Genomic DNA, 14,168 nt, shown 5'->3' with positions numbered 1-14,168 from the left:
CGACATGGCAAGGTTTTCGCCATTTGAAGTCTCGCTCTGGTATGCGACCGCGGCGCCGCCACCAAAGACCGGCCCACTGCGAGGACGCAGGCGGGCGGATGTCTGCATCGTCGGCGGCGGCTACACCGGCCTGACCACCGCACTCGATCTCGCCCGTGACGGCATCGACGTTGTTCTGCTCGAAGCGCAGGAGATCGGGTTCGGCGGCTCGGGGCGCAATGCCGGCCACTGCACGCCAACCTTCACCCATTACAGCCTGCCCGAACTGCGTGCCATGCTGGGCGAGCCATGGGCCGAAAGGCTGATCGCCCGGCAGACCGGGGCCAACAGTCAGGTCGCAGGGATGATCGAGCGCTACGGCATCGATTGCGAATGGCAGCAGAACGGCTACGTCATGGGTGCGCTTACGCCCGGCGGCGTCGCCAGGCTCGAAGCAAAGGCGCAGCAGTACAATGCAGTCGGCGCCAAGACGCGGGTGCTCGACAGGCAGGCGAGCGAGGAGATGACCGGCAGCCCGCGATATCATGGCGGCTGGTTTCATGCCGAGGCTGGTCACCTCAATCCATTGGGATACGCAAGAGGCTTGGCCCGCGCGGTCATGGAGGAAGGTGGCACAGTCCACACGGGCTCGCCGGTCCGCGATGTCGTGCGGCAGGATGGTGCCTGGGCAGTGCATGCCGGCGAAGGAGCCGTCGTCGCCGACAAGGTCATCTTTGCGACCGGCGCCTACACCGTCGACGGATGGCCCGGCCTCGACCAGAGCTACAAGATCCAGAGGGTCTTCGTCGCCGCCACCCAACCGCTGGCCGCCAGCGAACGCCAAACCATCCTGCCGCGCAACACGACGATGCATGACGGCCGCGGCGACATCTTCGTCTACAAATACAACGCCGAGGGACGCATCGTCGCCTCGATGTTTCCGATGGGCCGGCGTGGAAGCGACATGGCGTTCACCCACCGGCTCATGTCCGATCGCCTGCACTGGCTCCATCCGCAGCTCAGCAGCGACCTGAGATGGGAGTATTTCTGGTTCGGCGAGCTGGACATGCAGATGCGCACCATCCCGCGTCTCTACCAACTCGCGCCGGGCGTCGTCGCGCTGACGGGCCTGTCCGGCCGCGGCGTGCCGACCGGAAGCATGCTTGGCGGCATATTGGGCGAATGGGCGAAGGGCGTGCCGGAAAGAGACCTGGCGCTGAAGCTCGAGCCGCTGCGACGCGCACCCTTCTTCATGTCCTTCGCTCCCGCCGCCATGTTGCGATACTATCGCGTCTCGGACTGGATCCGGGCAAAGGCCAGCGGGTCTCCACTCCCACCCCACGCTTAGCAAACCGTTTTCTCAGATAACAACGCCCGACCGTCAAGGTCGGTCGGCTCGCCGTAGATCGTGTCCGGCCCGAGCCGGTAGAGGCCTTTCTTGAAGCGGGGCGACACGGCAATTGTGACTGCGACCGCCGCCACATGGGCAACACTCGGACGGCACCAACGGGACTGGCAGCAGCTAAGCACGACGTTACGCGAACTCTTCGCGGGGCCAATTGGGTTGTGGGCTTGCTGTATGCAATGCGATTTGCGAGAAGCGGCGATGCTTGACCAATTGCAAAATAGCGGCATCGCAGTTCTGAACGACGCGCCGATAGGTAGGCATGCAACAATCATCATTGTTGGTGTCCCGCGATCCGGCACAACAATGGTGGCCAAGACCTTAGGGGCCCTTGGGGTTTATCTCGGCGCCGATCTTGACGAAGCGATCCAAGAAGATTTGCGGCTGGCAAAAGCTATCGAGGATAGCCCCGCCGACATCTCACTGGTTATTGAGGCCTACAACAGCGCTCATGATGTCTGGGCATTCAAGCGCCCAACCGCTTATCAGACCCTTGACGCGTCTTGGTTCCGCAACCCTCGTTTCATCATACCGTTTCGGGATCCTGTGGCGATCGCAAAGCGGGAAGAAATCTCCATGGTTTTCGATTTTCGCGATCAGTTGCGGCGAGCCGCCTTGTGGTCAATAGACCTTGCGGATTTTACCCTTCGACAAACGGCCCCGTTGATGCTTGTCTCCTATGAGAAGGCGCTGCTAAAGCCAGAACGTTTCGTGGATGAACTTGCCCAATTCTCTGGAGTAGATGCTAACGAGGCGATGCGGAGGGCGGCATCAATAGTGGTTAAGCCAAGTCCGGCCGATTACGTCAAGGGCTCCCAGATGCGGCTTTCGCAAGAAGCCATATCTGACGTGGCAGTGATCCTCCCCTTTTACGACGGATCGAAGTACATCCGCCGAGCGGTGGAGAGCGTCCAGCGGCAGTCGTTGGCGCCGGCTGAATTCGTGGTGGTCAATGACGGCTCTAAGTCGGAGGAAGCAGAGTTCCTTCATGCGCTTGCCGAGGAGCTGGGTTTTAGAGTCATCGATCAAAAAAATGGGGGGCAAGGCGCGGCCCGCAATGCTGGTGTTGCCTCCACTGTGTCACCGTACATTTGCCTGCTTGATCAAGACGATTTCTTTCTTCCCGATCACATTGAGGTTCTTCGAGCTGCGGTCCAGGATAATGAGCGTTTTGGATGGGCCTATGCTGATCTCATCGAAGCCGATGATGATGGGAATATTGTACGCAGCACCGTGATCAAGGCGCACAGTTCGCATCCCAAGGCCGACATCTTCAATATGCTCTCAGGGGATATGTTTGTCCTGCCTTCCGCATCGATAATCAGCCGAGCAGCGTTCAAGGCAGTTCAAGGCTTTGACCAGCAATTTATGGGATACGAGGACGACGACCTCTTCCTCAGAATGTTCCGGGCTGGCTTTACCAACACCTTTATCGATCGCGCCGTCACGGTTTGGTGCATCAACTCCGAAAGCACATCATATAGCATTCGCATGAGCAGAAGCCGCTGGCGCTTCCTGAAGAAGGTCTATCAGGCGTTCCCGAGCGACCCGGTCCGAAACCGGTATGTGTTGCGCGACGTGCTGGTACCTCGCTTCAATCCATCGATAGTTGGCGAGGCATTCCAGGCCGTTGTCAGGCCGAACAGTGTCCGGGGTCGCACGCTGGCACCACACGCCGACGAGTTGATCTCGATTCTCCAAGATTACAAAGACCTGGTATTGCGGGAGCCGTGGGTCAGTAGCGGCACTAAATGGAAAATCTTTGTGAGAACCATACTCATCTCCACAAGATCTCGACTTCTCAATGAGGTCGCCCAATTTTGCGCTGCTGTATTTCGATGGGTCCGAGGACGATGATTGGTCAGCTAATAATGTTCACACTCGGCGCCATTTTCGGCGTGGCGTCTTTGTAGCTAGCGACCGCCCTGCTACCGAGAAGCCGAGCGACGGGAACCGCTATGAGCGCGTGTTGCACCTCAGGTGGGAGAGTGATAGCGCCTCGGCATGGCTGTCATTCCGGCCAAGTTCATTAGTTGCGCCATATCAGTTGAGCGGCCAGTATGGCATCCGGAAGCACACGACAAAGGATTGAGGGACTTGGTCGATCTCAACACCCACATTGCCAATGCTGCGCGTGATCGGAATTCCCCGCGAGTCGTCGCGGTCCTTACAACACGGAACGAAGAACGGTTCATCGCCGGATGTCTCGAGAACCTCTTTCGTCAAGGCGTGCAGGTCTACGTCTGCGACAATCAGTCGACGGACCGAACGCTTGAGATTGCCCAGCGCTACTGCGGGGCCGGATTGATAGGATTCGAAAGCATCCCGCATAGCGGCTGGTATTGCTGGGAGCACCTTCTTCGTCGCAAAGAGGAACTGTTTCAGTCGCTCGAAGCAGACTGGTTCATGCATGTTGACGCTGACGAGATCCACCTTCCGCCGACTTCATACTCATCGTTGGTCTCCGCCATTGCGGCAGCCGACGCACTCGGCAGCAACGCGATCGAGTTTTCCGAGTTCACGTTCATTCCTACCAGGGAAGCCCCCAATCACGACAATCCCAATTATCAATACACGCTGCGCACCTACTACCCGTTCCGGCCGACCTCCCCACACTGCGTCCGTGCGTACAAGAAACAGGACGGCCCCATGGAGATTGCGTGGTCAGGCGGCCATCTCGTACGCTTCGGGGGTCCGGTGAGGCTCTACCCCGAGCGTTTTCGCATGAAGCATTATCTGTTCCTGAGCGTAGAGCACGCCGCACGCAAGTATGCTGGCCGCCGGTACCTGAGCGAGGAGGTCATTGGTCGTGGTTGGCACGGATGGCGACCCCGCTTGCGATCAGAGGATATCCGGCTGCCGGACGCCATCCAGGTGCGCGCCACTGCGACGGACGACGATCTGGACGAGGCCAACCCATGGTCGGCGCACTGGCTTGAGCGGTACGCCTCGTGAGCGATGTACACCTCCCCCGCATCCTGGCGATCGCGGACCGACCCGGCTGGGCGATCGATCGCAAGACCCAAAATCTCCGGCGCGTGCTGAAAGGAAGGTTCGATATCGTCGAACGATTTCAGCATGATGTGACTGAGTCCGACGTGAACGCGGCGGACATCGTGCTCATCTTCTATTGGCTCCAATTCTCGAAGCTGCCCCTGCCGGAATCGGTCCTCGCCCGGCGGTCTGACAGGCTGGTCATCGGGATCTGCAGCCACAGAGAGCTGGAGGGCGAATTCCGCGAGCAGGGGCTCGCCACCCTGCACCGGCTGGCGCGCGCTGTGTTTGTCAATAATCGGCAGCTCGAGCACGAATACGGTCCTCTACTGCGTGTTCCGGTCCACTACACGCCCAATGGAGTCGACACGACATTCTTTTGTCCCCCACAAGAGCCACAACCCCGTTCTGGCGAGCTCCGCGTCGGATGGGCGGGAAGTCTGAGCAACCATGGTCCGGCACATCGCGGCTTCCACGACGTCATCGAGCCCGCGGTCGCTGCCGTGCCGGGCGTGCGACTACTGACTGCGGTTCGGGAGCAACGCTGGCGTAGCCATGACGAGATGCTCGACTTCTATCGGGAGCTCGACGTTTATGTCTGCGCCAGTCGCAGCGAAGGCACTCCCAATCCCTGCTTGGAGGCGGCGGCGTGCGGTGTCCCCTTGGTGACGACCCGTGTGGGAAACATGCCCGAGCTGATTCGGGATGGCGACAACGGGCTGTTCTTCGATGGAACTGCGGAGGGACTTGCGAACAAGCTCGCTCTGTTGCGGGACACGCCATCGCTCGGGTCGCGGATGGCCGTCCGCATGATGGAGACGATCCGAGAGTGGGATTGGGGCGTGCAGGCGGAGAACTACGCGCACATGTTTGCTTCGTTGCTTACTACAGGCGGAGCGGTCGGGCCTGTGAGATGTACGGCTTCAGACGTGCCCTGCCCGCCAAACCTGACCTTTGTAGCGCCGATTGTGAATAGAATGGCACGTAAATCGTTGTTTTTTCTGCGCAAAACTACGAAGAAGCACTCCTAATACGCCCCCTACTCCCACTCGATTGTTTCTAACCCAGCTAGGCGATTGATCTAGCCGGACCGATCCGGCAAGCGATTGAGGATGGGTTGACCGAAAAACGATAGATGAGGCATGTGCCAAAGATTGACGAAAGCGCGTTGCAGCAAAGCTGGCAACACGCGATTGGCGAAGCCGGCGACTAGCGCTCGACGAAGTCGCCGGGGACGTTCGGCGCCAGCGGAGCGCTTAGACATTCACAAGGGAAGGATCGCGGCCCAGCTTGGAAAACGGTTCGTCAAGCCAATCGGCCGACAGCCGCTCAATATGATCACGATTGTTGTTGATCGTTCCATCGCTTCGGCCTTTGTTCTTCATATCCCCGTCGCGATAGCGTTCCCAGGCAATGCGCAGCGTGGGCTTCGCAATCGAAGGCAAAGCAATCTCGGCAGTATCACCGTCCGGCTTGCGAGCTGACGTGCGAGGATCAACGCCGCTAGCAATCTTCCCGAGAATGTCTTCGCCTTCGCCCGCGCCGCGCGCGTTGTGAGTTCTCCAACCTCGGCAACCTTCATTCGAACGGAAAGGCGCTGCCCTGCACCGATTAGTAACTGACACGGCCCCGAGATCGGCTTGCGAAGGAACTCGCCGGAGATGAAACTGAAAGGAGGCGGTGCGCGCCGTGATCACCTTCGTCGAATCCGTCGACTGCACCGCGTGGATCAGCGGACGGACAACGAGCCGACGACGTCCCGGACCACTATCGTCATTGCCATCGTTTGATGAGCATGGGGACGATCACATCTGCGCATGAGGTTATGCGCATTCGGCACTTGCAGTGCTGCGGATGTGCCGAAAGAACTAAGGGATGCAAGGTAACACCTTTTCGCACGGCCTGTGGGAGAAGACCGCGCCGCCTGCCCCGCGGACAGGGCGGCTCGCGGGCGAGAAGCATGTCGATGTAGCCGTTGTGGGTGCGGGCTTCACCGGACTGTCCGCGGCCCTTGATCTCGCGCGGTCGGGCGTTTCCGTCGCGGTGCTGGAAGGCGCCGAGGTCGGGTTCGGCGGCTCTGGCCGCAATGTCGGGCTGGTGAATGCCGGCCTATGGATCATGCCCGACGAGGTTTCAGCCATACTTGGCGGGGAGTATGGCGAGCGGTTGCTGAAGACGCTTGCCGACGGACCGGCGCTCGTCTTCGACCTGATCCGCGAGTATGGCATCGACTGCGAGGCCGAGCATGCGGGAACGCTGCATTGCGCGGCCGACAGGAAAGGACTGTGGGAACTGGAGGAACGCGCCCGGCAGTGGCAGGCGCGTGGCGCGCCTGTGCGTCTTCTCGGCCGCGACGAGACGGCAGCGCGCGTCGGCACCACAGCCTATTTCGGATCGCTGCTCGACGAGCGCGCCGGCACGATCCAGCCAATGGGTTATGTCCGCGGGCTTGCGAACGCGGCGCTCCGGGCCGGCGCGGAAATATTCACCGCCTCCCCGGTGATTGGGACCGAACGGGAAGGCCACGGCTGGCGCGTCCGCACAACGGAAGGAAGCGTCAGCGCGGAGTGGGTGATCGTCGCCACCAACGCCTATACCACCGCTCCCTGGCCACAGGTGCGCGCCGAACTTGTCCACCTGCCCTATTTCAACTTCGCCACCTCACCGCTTTCGCAATCCGCGCTAAAACGCATCCTGCCAGGCCTGGAAGGCGCCTGGGACACGAAGACGATCCTGAGTTCGCTTCGCCGCGATCGACAGGGGCGCCTTATCGTCGGCAGCGTCGGCGCACTGCGCGGTCCGGGAGCGGCAGTGCATGGCGCATGGGCTCGACGCAGCCTGCGCAAGCTCTTTCCCTTCCTCGACGACGTCGCCTTTGAAAGCGGCTGGTATGGCAAGATCGGCATGACGGCCGATGCCACGCCAAGATTCCATCGCTTCGACCGGAACGTGGTTGGCTTCAGCGGCTACAACGGACGCGGCATTGCCCCGGGCACTGTCTTCGGACGATATTTGGCCCGTCTGATCCGCGGCGAGATCAGCGAGTGGGATCTACCCTTGCCGGTGACGGACCCACGCGAACAGAGCTTCCGTTCGCTGCGCGAAGCCTACTATGAAACCGGCGCGCAGCTTGCGCATTTCGTGGGTGCGCGCGTTTAGGAAACCTTGCCCGGACCGATCGGGAACGCGTTCGTGCCGACCTGCTCCAGAAGCCAGGATTGGAAGGCGCGTCCCACTGCGCTCCCCTGCTTTTCTTCCGGCAGAACCACGTAGTAGCTGTTGTCGGTCGTCATCGGCCTTTCGAAGACGACGCGCAGCCTGCCGGAGGAGATCTCGTCCTCGATCAGATAGAGCGGCAGAAGGGCGAAGCCGAGGCTGCGGACCGCGGCCTCGATGATCATGGCAAACTGATCGAAACGATCGCCTCTATAGGCATTCTCCTGGCCGAGATCGTTGTGCTCGAACCATTCGGCCCACAGCTTCGGCCTCGTCGCAAGATGCAGGAGTGGCTTGTCTTCCAGGTCTTCAAGACGCTCCACTGAGCAGGATCCGATCAGGGAAGGACTTGCGACGGGCAGGATGATCTCGCTGCAAAGATACGTGCATGTGGCATGCGCCCAGACAGGCTGGCCGTAGTGAATGGCAAGATCGAAGTCTTCGGCGGAAAGGTCGAAAGGCTCGGCGCGCGATGCCACGTTGAGCGCTGTGCCGGGGTGGCGCCGCTTGAAATCCGGCAGGCGGGGTAGCAGCCAGCGGCTGCCGAACGTCGGAAGGGTGGCGATCGAGAGTACCTCCCTGCCGCCGGCGGACGCCCTCGCGCGCACCACCATCTCCTCCGATTGGAGCAGCAGCCGCGACACCTCGGGCAACAGCTTGCGGCCCGCCGCCGATAGGACGACCCGCTTGCGGATCCTTCCGAACAGAAGCACGCCCAATTGGGCCTCGAGGATCTGGATCTGACGGCTGACGGCGCTCTGGGTCAAGTTTAGTTCGGCCGCAGCCTTAGTGAAGTTCTCGTGGCGGGCGGCACATTCAAACGCCTGCAGCACGGCGAGGTCGGGTATCAGTGCTCTGCTCAGGTTCATTCCCACCTCGCATCAAGTCAGTCATAGCGATCACAACAAACGGCCGATCTGCCGGTATATGATTAGTAATCAGAATGACCTTGTGCAACCTTTTCGAGGTGAGGACCATGCCGGAAGGCTTTGTCGCTGCCGACGATATCCGTGCCGCGTTCTCGGCGGCGATGTCGGCCATGTACCGCAATGAGGTGCCGGCCTATGGCACGCTGATGGCGCTGGTCGCCGAGGTCAATCTGGAGACGCTGTCGGCCGATCCAGCCCTGCGGGCAAGGCTTGTAGCGACCGATTCCCTGGCCCGAATTTCGGAAGAGCGCCACGGCGCGATCCGCCTCGGCACTGCGCAAGAACTGTCGATGATGCGGCGGGTCTTTGCGGTCATGGGCATGGTTCCGGTGGGTTACTATGACCTGTCGACCGCCGGCGTTCCCGTCCACTCCACAGCCTTTCGGCCGGTCGAAGAGTCGAGCCTGAAGCGCAACCCATTTCGGGTGTTCACCTCGCTGCTGAGGCTGGATCTAATCGCCGACGAAGCCCTCCGCAAGGAAGCGGCTACGGTTCTAGCGGCGCGAAAGATATTCACGGATGGCGCGATCGAGCTGGTCGAAAAGGCCGAGCGCTCCGGCGGCCTCGACGCGCCCGATGCCGCGCGCCTCGTCCAGGAGGTTCTGGAAACCTTCCGCTGGCACGACAAGGCAATCGTCGATGAGGCGCTGTACAGGCGCCTGCATGACGCGCACCGGCTGGTCGCCGACGTCGTCTCCTTCAGGGGACCACACATCAACCACCTCACGCCGCGTACGCTCGACATCGACAAGGTGCAAGTGCGGATGCCTGGAGAAGGCATCGTGCCCAAAGCCGTGGTCGAAGGGCCGCCGACGCGCAGCTGCCCGATCCTGCTGCGGCAGACCTCATTCAAGGCACTGGAGGAGCCCGTTTCCTTCATTGGTGGGAATGGCGCATGGCAAGCGGGCTCGCATACGGCGCGATTTGGCGAGATCGAACAGCGCGGCGTTGCGCTGACGCCGAAGGGCCGGACGCTCTACGACAAGCTCCTGGGTGAGACGCGGGCCCTCGTGACGCCGGCGGCGGACGGCTCGAACGCATCCGAGTATGTGTCGACGCTCACCAGCGTCTTCAAAGCGTTCCCCGACGACTGGAACGAAATCCGTAGGGCGGGCCTCGGCTATTTCAGCTACTCGCTGACGGAAAAAGGGCGCACCGCAGGCCCTCGTGCGGACCTCGAAACCGCGATCGAGGAAAGGCTAATCCAGTTCGATCCCATCGTGTATGAGGATTTTCTGCCAGTAAGCGCCGCAGGCATCTTCCAGTCGAATCTCGGCGACGAGGTGACGCAAGCGTTCGTCGCGAGCCCGAATCAAATCAAGTTCGAGCGCGATCTCGGCGCTTCGGTGCTGGACGAGTTCGCCCACTACGCCGAGATCGAGCGTTCCTCGATCGAAGCCTACCTCGCCGTGATCGACCTGACGACGGCGGCGGAGTGACGGACAGCGATGATCGATGCCCGCCATATTGAGGCGCTGCGCGGACTGGTCGGCGAGAAGGGCCTTCTCGACAAGCCTGCCGATATGGCCGCCTACGAGACCGGCGCGCGCTACGACAGGGGAAGGGCCGCTTTTGTGGCTCGCCCGGCGTCTACCGCCGAAGTCTCGGCGGTCGTCTCCTGGTGCGTGCGCAACAGCATTGCGCTCATCCCGCAATCGGGCAACACGGGTCTCGTCTCGGCCTCGACTCCCGACATGAGCGGAGCGCAGGGCGTACTCAGCCTCGACCGCGTGACGGGTGGCTTTGAGCTCGACCAGGTCAACCGCAGCGTGCGAACCGGTGCCGGCGTGCGCCTTTCCGACCTCAACGCAAAGCTTGGGGAGTACGGACTGTTCTTCCCTGTAGATCTCGGCGCCGATCCGCGTCTCGGCGGCATGATCGCCACAAATACCGGCGGTTCGCGCTTCCTGCGCTATGGCGACGTACGCCGCAACACTCTGGGCCTCACCGTAGTCCTTGCCGACGAGGCGGGAACCGTGCTCGACCTTTCCTCGCAGCTTCGCAAGAACAACACCGGGGTCGACTGGAAACAACTCTTCATCGGCACGTCCGGCGCGTTCGGCGTGGTGACGGAATGCGTACTCAACCTCGAGCCACTGCCGCGCCAGACCGCCACAGCGCTGCTGGTGCCATCGTCCTCGCAGATCATCCCCGCCCTCCTGACGGCGATGGAAGACGCGCTGGGCTCGTACCTGTCCGCCTTTGAGGGCATGTCCGGCAACGCGGTTCGCGCAGCGCTCGAACATGTCCCTTCCCTGCGCAACCCGTTCAGCCGCGGCGTTGTGCCGGATTTCGTGATCCTGACTGAAGTCTCGCGCATAAACGCGCCACGCAAGGGCGAACAGAAGCTCGATGCGGTGCTCGAAGAGGTGCTGGCCGCAATCTGGGAAGACGGAGACGCACTCCTCGCCGACGCCTTCGTTGGCCCGCCGCACGAGATGTGGGCACTGCGCCATGCCCTGTCGGAGGGCGTCAAGCATGCCGGGCGGCTGATCGCCTTCGACCTCTCCTTCAGCCGCGGCGACGTCATGCGTTTTCTCGACCGGATGAAGGCCGAGATTCCGCAACGCTTTCCCGGAATTGCCACCTGCGATTTCGGCCATGTCGGCGATGGTGGGGTGCACTTCAACCTCGTCGTCGCGAAAGACGATTCGCGCCTGACGGACGAGGCGTTCGAGGCCGCGCTGCGCGAATGGGTCTTTTCGATCTGCGTCGAGGATTTTCGGGGCAGCTTCAGTGCCGAGCACGCCATCGGTCGCAAGAACCAAAGCTTCTACGACCGCTACACGCCCGCGAAACTGCGGCGGCTCGCCGCGGCGCTAAAGGCTGAAGCGTCACCGGGTCCGCTCGGCTCAGTCGCATTCTGAGATGATGGCGGCAAGGTCGCCGCGAAGTAACGAAAACTGGAGAAAACACGATGAGCAAGACCGTGGACGTGAAACAGGAAACGGCGAGCATCCTCGACAGGTTTGGCATTTCGCGCAACGCTTGGACGGGCGGCGGCATGCGGGTGCAAAGCCCGGTGACAGGCGAACAGATCGGCGCCGTGACCATGATCTCGGCGTCAGGTGCAGTCGAGGCGATCGAAAGCGCCGACAAGGCCTTCCGCGCCTGGCGGCTGGTGCCGGCCCCACGCCGCGGCGAGCTGGTGCGGCTGCTCGGCGAGGAATTGCGCGCCCACAAGGCCGAGCTTGGCCGGCTGGTGTCGATCGAGGCCGGAAAAATCCCGTCCGAAGGCCTCGGCGAAGTGCAAGAAATGATCGATATCTGCGACTTCGCGGTCGGTCTGTCACGCCAGCTCTACGGCCTCACAATTGCCACCGAGCGCCCCGGCCACCGCATGATGGAAACCTGGCATCCGCTCGGTGTCATCGGCGTCATCTCGGCGTTCAACTTCCCGGTCGCCGTGTGGTCTTGGAACGCGGCGCTTGCGTTGGTTTGCGGCAATTCGGTCGTCTGGAAGCCTTCGGAGAAAACCACGCTGACGGCACTTGCCTGCGACGCGATCTTCAAGCGCGCCGTCGAACGTTTCGGCACTGACGCGCCCGACGGGTTGCTGAAAGTGCTGATCGGCGACCGTGTGGTCGGTGAGGTGCTGGTCGATCACCCGAAGGTGCCGCTGGTCTCAGCCACTGGCTCGACCCGCATGGGCCGCGATGTCGGCCCGCGACTGGCCAAACGTTTCGCCCGCGCCATTCTGGAGCTTGGTGGCAACAATGCCGGTATCGTCACCCCCTCGGCCGATCTGGATATGGCGGTGCGGGCGATCGCCTTCGGCGCCATGGGCACCGCGGGCCAGCGCTGCACCACGCTGCGCCGGCTTTTCGTGCATGAGAGCGTCTACGACACCATCGTGCCGCGCCTGAAGAAGGCCTATGAAAGCGTCTCGGTCGGCAGCCCGCTGGAAACCTCGGCGCTAGTCGGCCCGCTGATCGACAAGGCGGCCTTTGACGGCATGCAGAAAGCGCTTGGCGAGGCCGAAAAGCATGGCGGCAAGATCACCGGCGGCAATCGCGTCGAAAACGGCCACCCCTGCGCCTACTATGTGAAGCCGGCGCTGGTGGAAATGCCGAAGCAGGCCGGACCTGTCACCGAAGAAACCTTCGCGCCAATCCTCTACGTGATGAAATATACGGATCTTGATGCAGCGATCGCAGACCACAACGCGGTCGGCGCCGGACTGTCGTCGTCGATCTTCACGCTCGATTTGCAGGAGGCCGAGCGCTTCCTGTCTGTCGACGGCTCCGATTGCGGCATCGCCAACGTCAACATCGGCACATCGGGGGCCGAAATCGGCGGTGCATTCGGCGGCGAAAAGGAGACCGGCGGCGGCCGCGAAAGCGGCTCCGATGCGTGGAAGGCTTACATGCGCCGCGCCACCAACACGGTGAACTACTCCAAGGCGCTGCCGCTGGCGCAAGGCGTCTCGTTCGACATCGAGTAGGGTCTATGAACATCGCTTCCAAAGTCTCCGAGACGGGCTTCAAGCCCGCCTCGCGCATCGCCTCCATGGGCGTACGAGCGGCTCGATGCTGACCAGCTGGCGCTCGCGCTGGAAGATCTCGATGCCGATATCGCCCGCATCCGGGAGAGCAGGCCAGGTGCCGAGAAACTTCCTCCGGAGCGGCCGTCTCACCGCAAGCCGCTGCCCGATCACCTTCTGCGAGAGGATGTTGTTCTCGATATCGACCACACAGTGTGCGCGTGCTTTGGCGGCGCTTCATGCGATCGGCGAGAGCGTCAGCGAAATGCTCGACTGGGTTCCGGCACAGCTTCGCATCATCCGCACCGTGCGCCCGAAATACGCTTGCCGGAGCGAAAAGTGGATCAGCAAACGCCGACGGCGCCGCCATGCGGTGAGCACGGACGTGCGTAACCGCGCTGTCCAGGCGTTCTGGGCCATGCACGTAGAAGCGATGAACTGGAGCGGAATGGGGGTGCGCGAGTACGCCGCGGCGCTGCAGACACTGGCGGCCAGCCGCATCGTTGTGGAACTGAGGCGGCTTGACGGATACCCCTCTCAACAGCCGGGTAGTATTGCAGATATCCAATTCTGATAGCCTTAAGTATTGAGACCGATTCATCCGCAGTTAACACATTTTGGCCAGTATCAGTTATACGCGCGCTTTCAGTCAGAAAGCGAGTTCGCTTGGCTTTCTCCAAGCGTCGAATCGGAGGAACTCTGTATGGTCACAAAACCATCCAGGCGAGCCGCCGAGTCACCTGAGTCGACCAATCTCGCCGCGCTGACAAGACTGGCGTCGGCTTCGTATGAAATCCTCGAGCGCGAACTTCGCGCCACGATCGCGGCGCTCGAAGGCCAGGCGCTGCGATTCGAGACGGCAATCGACAATGTCTCTCAAGGCATCTGCTTTTTTGGTGTCGACGAACGGCTGATCCTGTGCAACCGGCGCTATGCGGAAATTTACCGCATTGCCCCCGATGAACTGCAGCCAGGTTTGACGCTGGGCGAAATCGTCGAGCGCCGCGTGGCCGCCGGGACGTCGGCGATGCCGGCCGACGCTTATCTGACGATGGCGCGGTCGGTCAAATTCAAGCAATGCCTCGAGGATCTGGAGCGCCAAGCTCGCCGATGGTCGGACAATCCAGATCTGCCATCAGCCGATGCCGGACGGGAGCTGGGT

At 61.7% G+C, this 14,168-nt stretch carries 12 protein-coding genes and 1 pseudogene; 11 read left to right on the top strand and 2 right to left on the bottom strand.

Annotated features, from left to right (window positions below):
* Positions 1 to 4: 4 nt before the first annotated feature.
* The 4 genes from ACFX5Q_RS22895 to ACFX5Q_RS22880 all read left to right on the top strand — a co-directional run bounded on the left by ACFX5Q_RS22895 (position 5) and on the right by ACFX5Q_RS22880 (position 5,409).
* Positions 5 to 1,327 (top strand): NAD(P)/FAD-dependent oxidoreductase, encoded by a 1,323-nt coding sequence (locus ACFX5Q_RS22895; RefSeq protein ID WP_404281641.1) that lies wholly within the window; start codon positions 5 to 7, stop codon positions 1,325 to 1,327.
* A 258-nt stretch (positions 1,328 to 1,585) separates the two neighbouring features.
* A complete protein-coding gene (locus tag ACFX5Q_RS22890; protein ID WP_404281639.1) occupies positions 1,586 to 3,241 on the top strand; it encodes a glycosyltransferase in 1,656 nt (551 codons plus the stop codon).
* 240 nt (positions 3,242 to 3,481) lie between these two features.
* A complete protein-coding gene (locus ACFX5Q_RS22885; protein ID WP_404281637.1) occupies positions 3,482 to 4,339 on the top strand; it encodes a glycosyltransferase family 2 protein in 858 nt (285 codons plus the stop codon).
* The gene (locus ACFX5Q_RS22880; protein WP_404281635.1) at positions 4,336 to 5,409 is read left to right on the top strand and encodes a glycosyltransferase family 4 protein; all 1,074 of its coding nucleotides are present in this window, start codon (positions 4,336 to 4,338) and stop codon (positions 5,407 to 5,409) included. The genes ACFX5Q_RS22885 and ACFX5Q_RS22880 overlap by 4 nt, the downstream gene beginning before the upstream one ends.
* Before the next feature lie 225 nt (positions 5,410 to 5,634).
* Here ACFX5Q_RS22880 and ACFX5Q_RS22875 read toward each other — a convergent pair whose 3' ends face one another.
* Positions 5,635 to 6,075, bottom strand: coding sequence for a hypothetical protein (locus tag ACFX5Q_RS22875; protein WP_404281634.1), 441 nt, complete (start codon positions 6,073 to 6,075; stop codon positions 5,635 to 5,637).
* 178 nt (positions 6,076 to 6,253) lie between these two features.
* Between ACFX5Q_RS22875 and ACFX5Q_RS22870 the strand changes: the two genes are divergently transcribed.
* Positions 6,254 to 7,537 (top strand): NAD(P)/FAD-dependent oxidoreductase, encoded by a 1,284-nt coding sequence (locus ACFX5Q_RS22870; protein WP_404281633.1) that lies wholly within the window; start codon positions 6,254 to 6,256, stop codon positions 7,535 to 7,537.
* Here ACFX5Q_RS22870 and ACFX5Q_RS22865 read toward each other — a convergent pair.
* Positions 7,534 to 8,463 carry a LysR substrate-binding domain-containing protein gene (locus tag ACFX5Q_RS22865; RefSeq protein ID WP_404281631.1) on the bottom strand — a complete coding sequence of 310 codons (930 nt, stop codon included), beginning with the start codon at positions 8,461 to 8,463 and terminating at the stop codon, positions 7,534 to 7,536. The two genes, ACFX5Q_RS22870 and ACFX5Q_RS22865, sit on opposite strands and share 4 nt — an antisense overlap.
* Before the next feature lie 107 nt (positions 8,464 to 8,570).
* Between ACFX5Q_RS22865 and ACFX5Q_RS22860 the strand changes: the two genes are divergently transcribed.
* The 6 genes and pseudogenes from ACFX5Q_RS22860 to ACFX5Q_RS22835 form a co-directional block, all read left to right on the top strand.
* Entirely contained in the window at positions 8,571 to 9,962 is a 1,392-nt protein-coding gene (locus ACFX5Q_RS22860; protein ID WP_404281629.1) for a VOC family protein, read from the top strand.
* 9 nt (positions 9,963 to 9,971) lie between these two features.
* Positions 9,972 to 11,390, top strand: coding sequence for an FAD-binding oxidoreductase (locus ACFX5Q_RS22855; protein ID WP_404281627.1), 1,419 nt, complete (start codon positions 9,972 to 9,974; stop codon positions 11,388 to 11,390).
* A gap of 50 nt (positions 11,391 to 11,440) precedes the next feature.
* Positions 11,441 to 12,967, top strand: coding sequence for an aldehyde dehydrogenase family protein (locus ACFX5Q_RS22850; RefSeq protein WP_404281625.1), 1,527 nt, complete (start codon positions 11,441 to 11,443; stop codon positions 12,965 to 12,967).
* A gap of 96 nt (positions 12,968 to 13,063) precedes the next feature.
* Positions 13,064 to 13,138, top strand: a pseudogene (locus ACFX5Q_RS22845) (hypothetical protein); the annotation flags it as partial.
* Positions 13,139 to 13,193: 55 nt separating this feature from the next.
* On the top strand, positions 13,194 to 13,580 hold the full coding sequence (locus ACFX5Q_RS22840) for an IS66 family transposase zinc-finger binding domain-containing protein (protein ID WP_404281826.1): 387 nt from the start codon (positions 13,194 to 13,196) through the stop codon (positions 13,578 to 13,580).
* Positions 13,581 to 13,592: 12 nt separating this feature from the next.
* Positions 13,593 to 14,168, top strand: a 576-nt coding sequence (locus ACFX5Q_RS22835; protein ID WP_404281623.1) for a PAS-domain containing protein, incomplete at its 3' end; no start/stop codon positions are given.

This window comes from Mesorhizobium sp. IMUNJ 23033, from assembly GCF_044778005.1.
GTDB classification, from domain to species: domain Bacteria; phylum Pseudomonadota; class Alphaproteobacteria; order Rhizobiales; family Rhizobiaceae; genus Mesorhizobium; species Mesorhizobium amorphae_A.
This window is presented reverse-complemented; position numbering and strand designations above follow the sequence as displayed.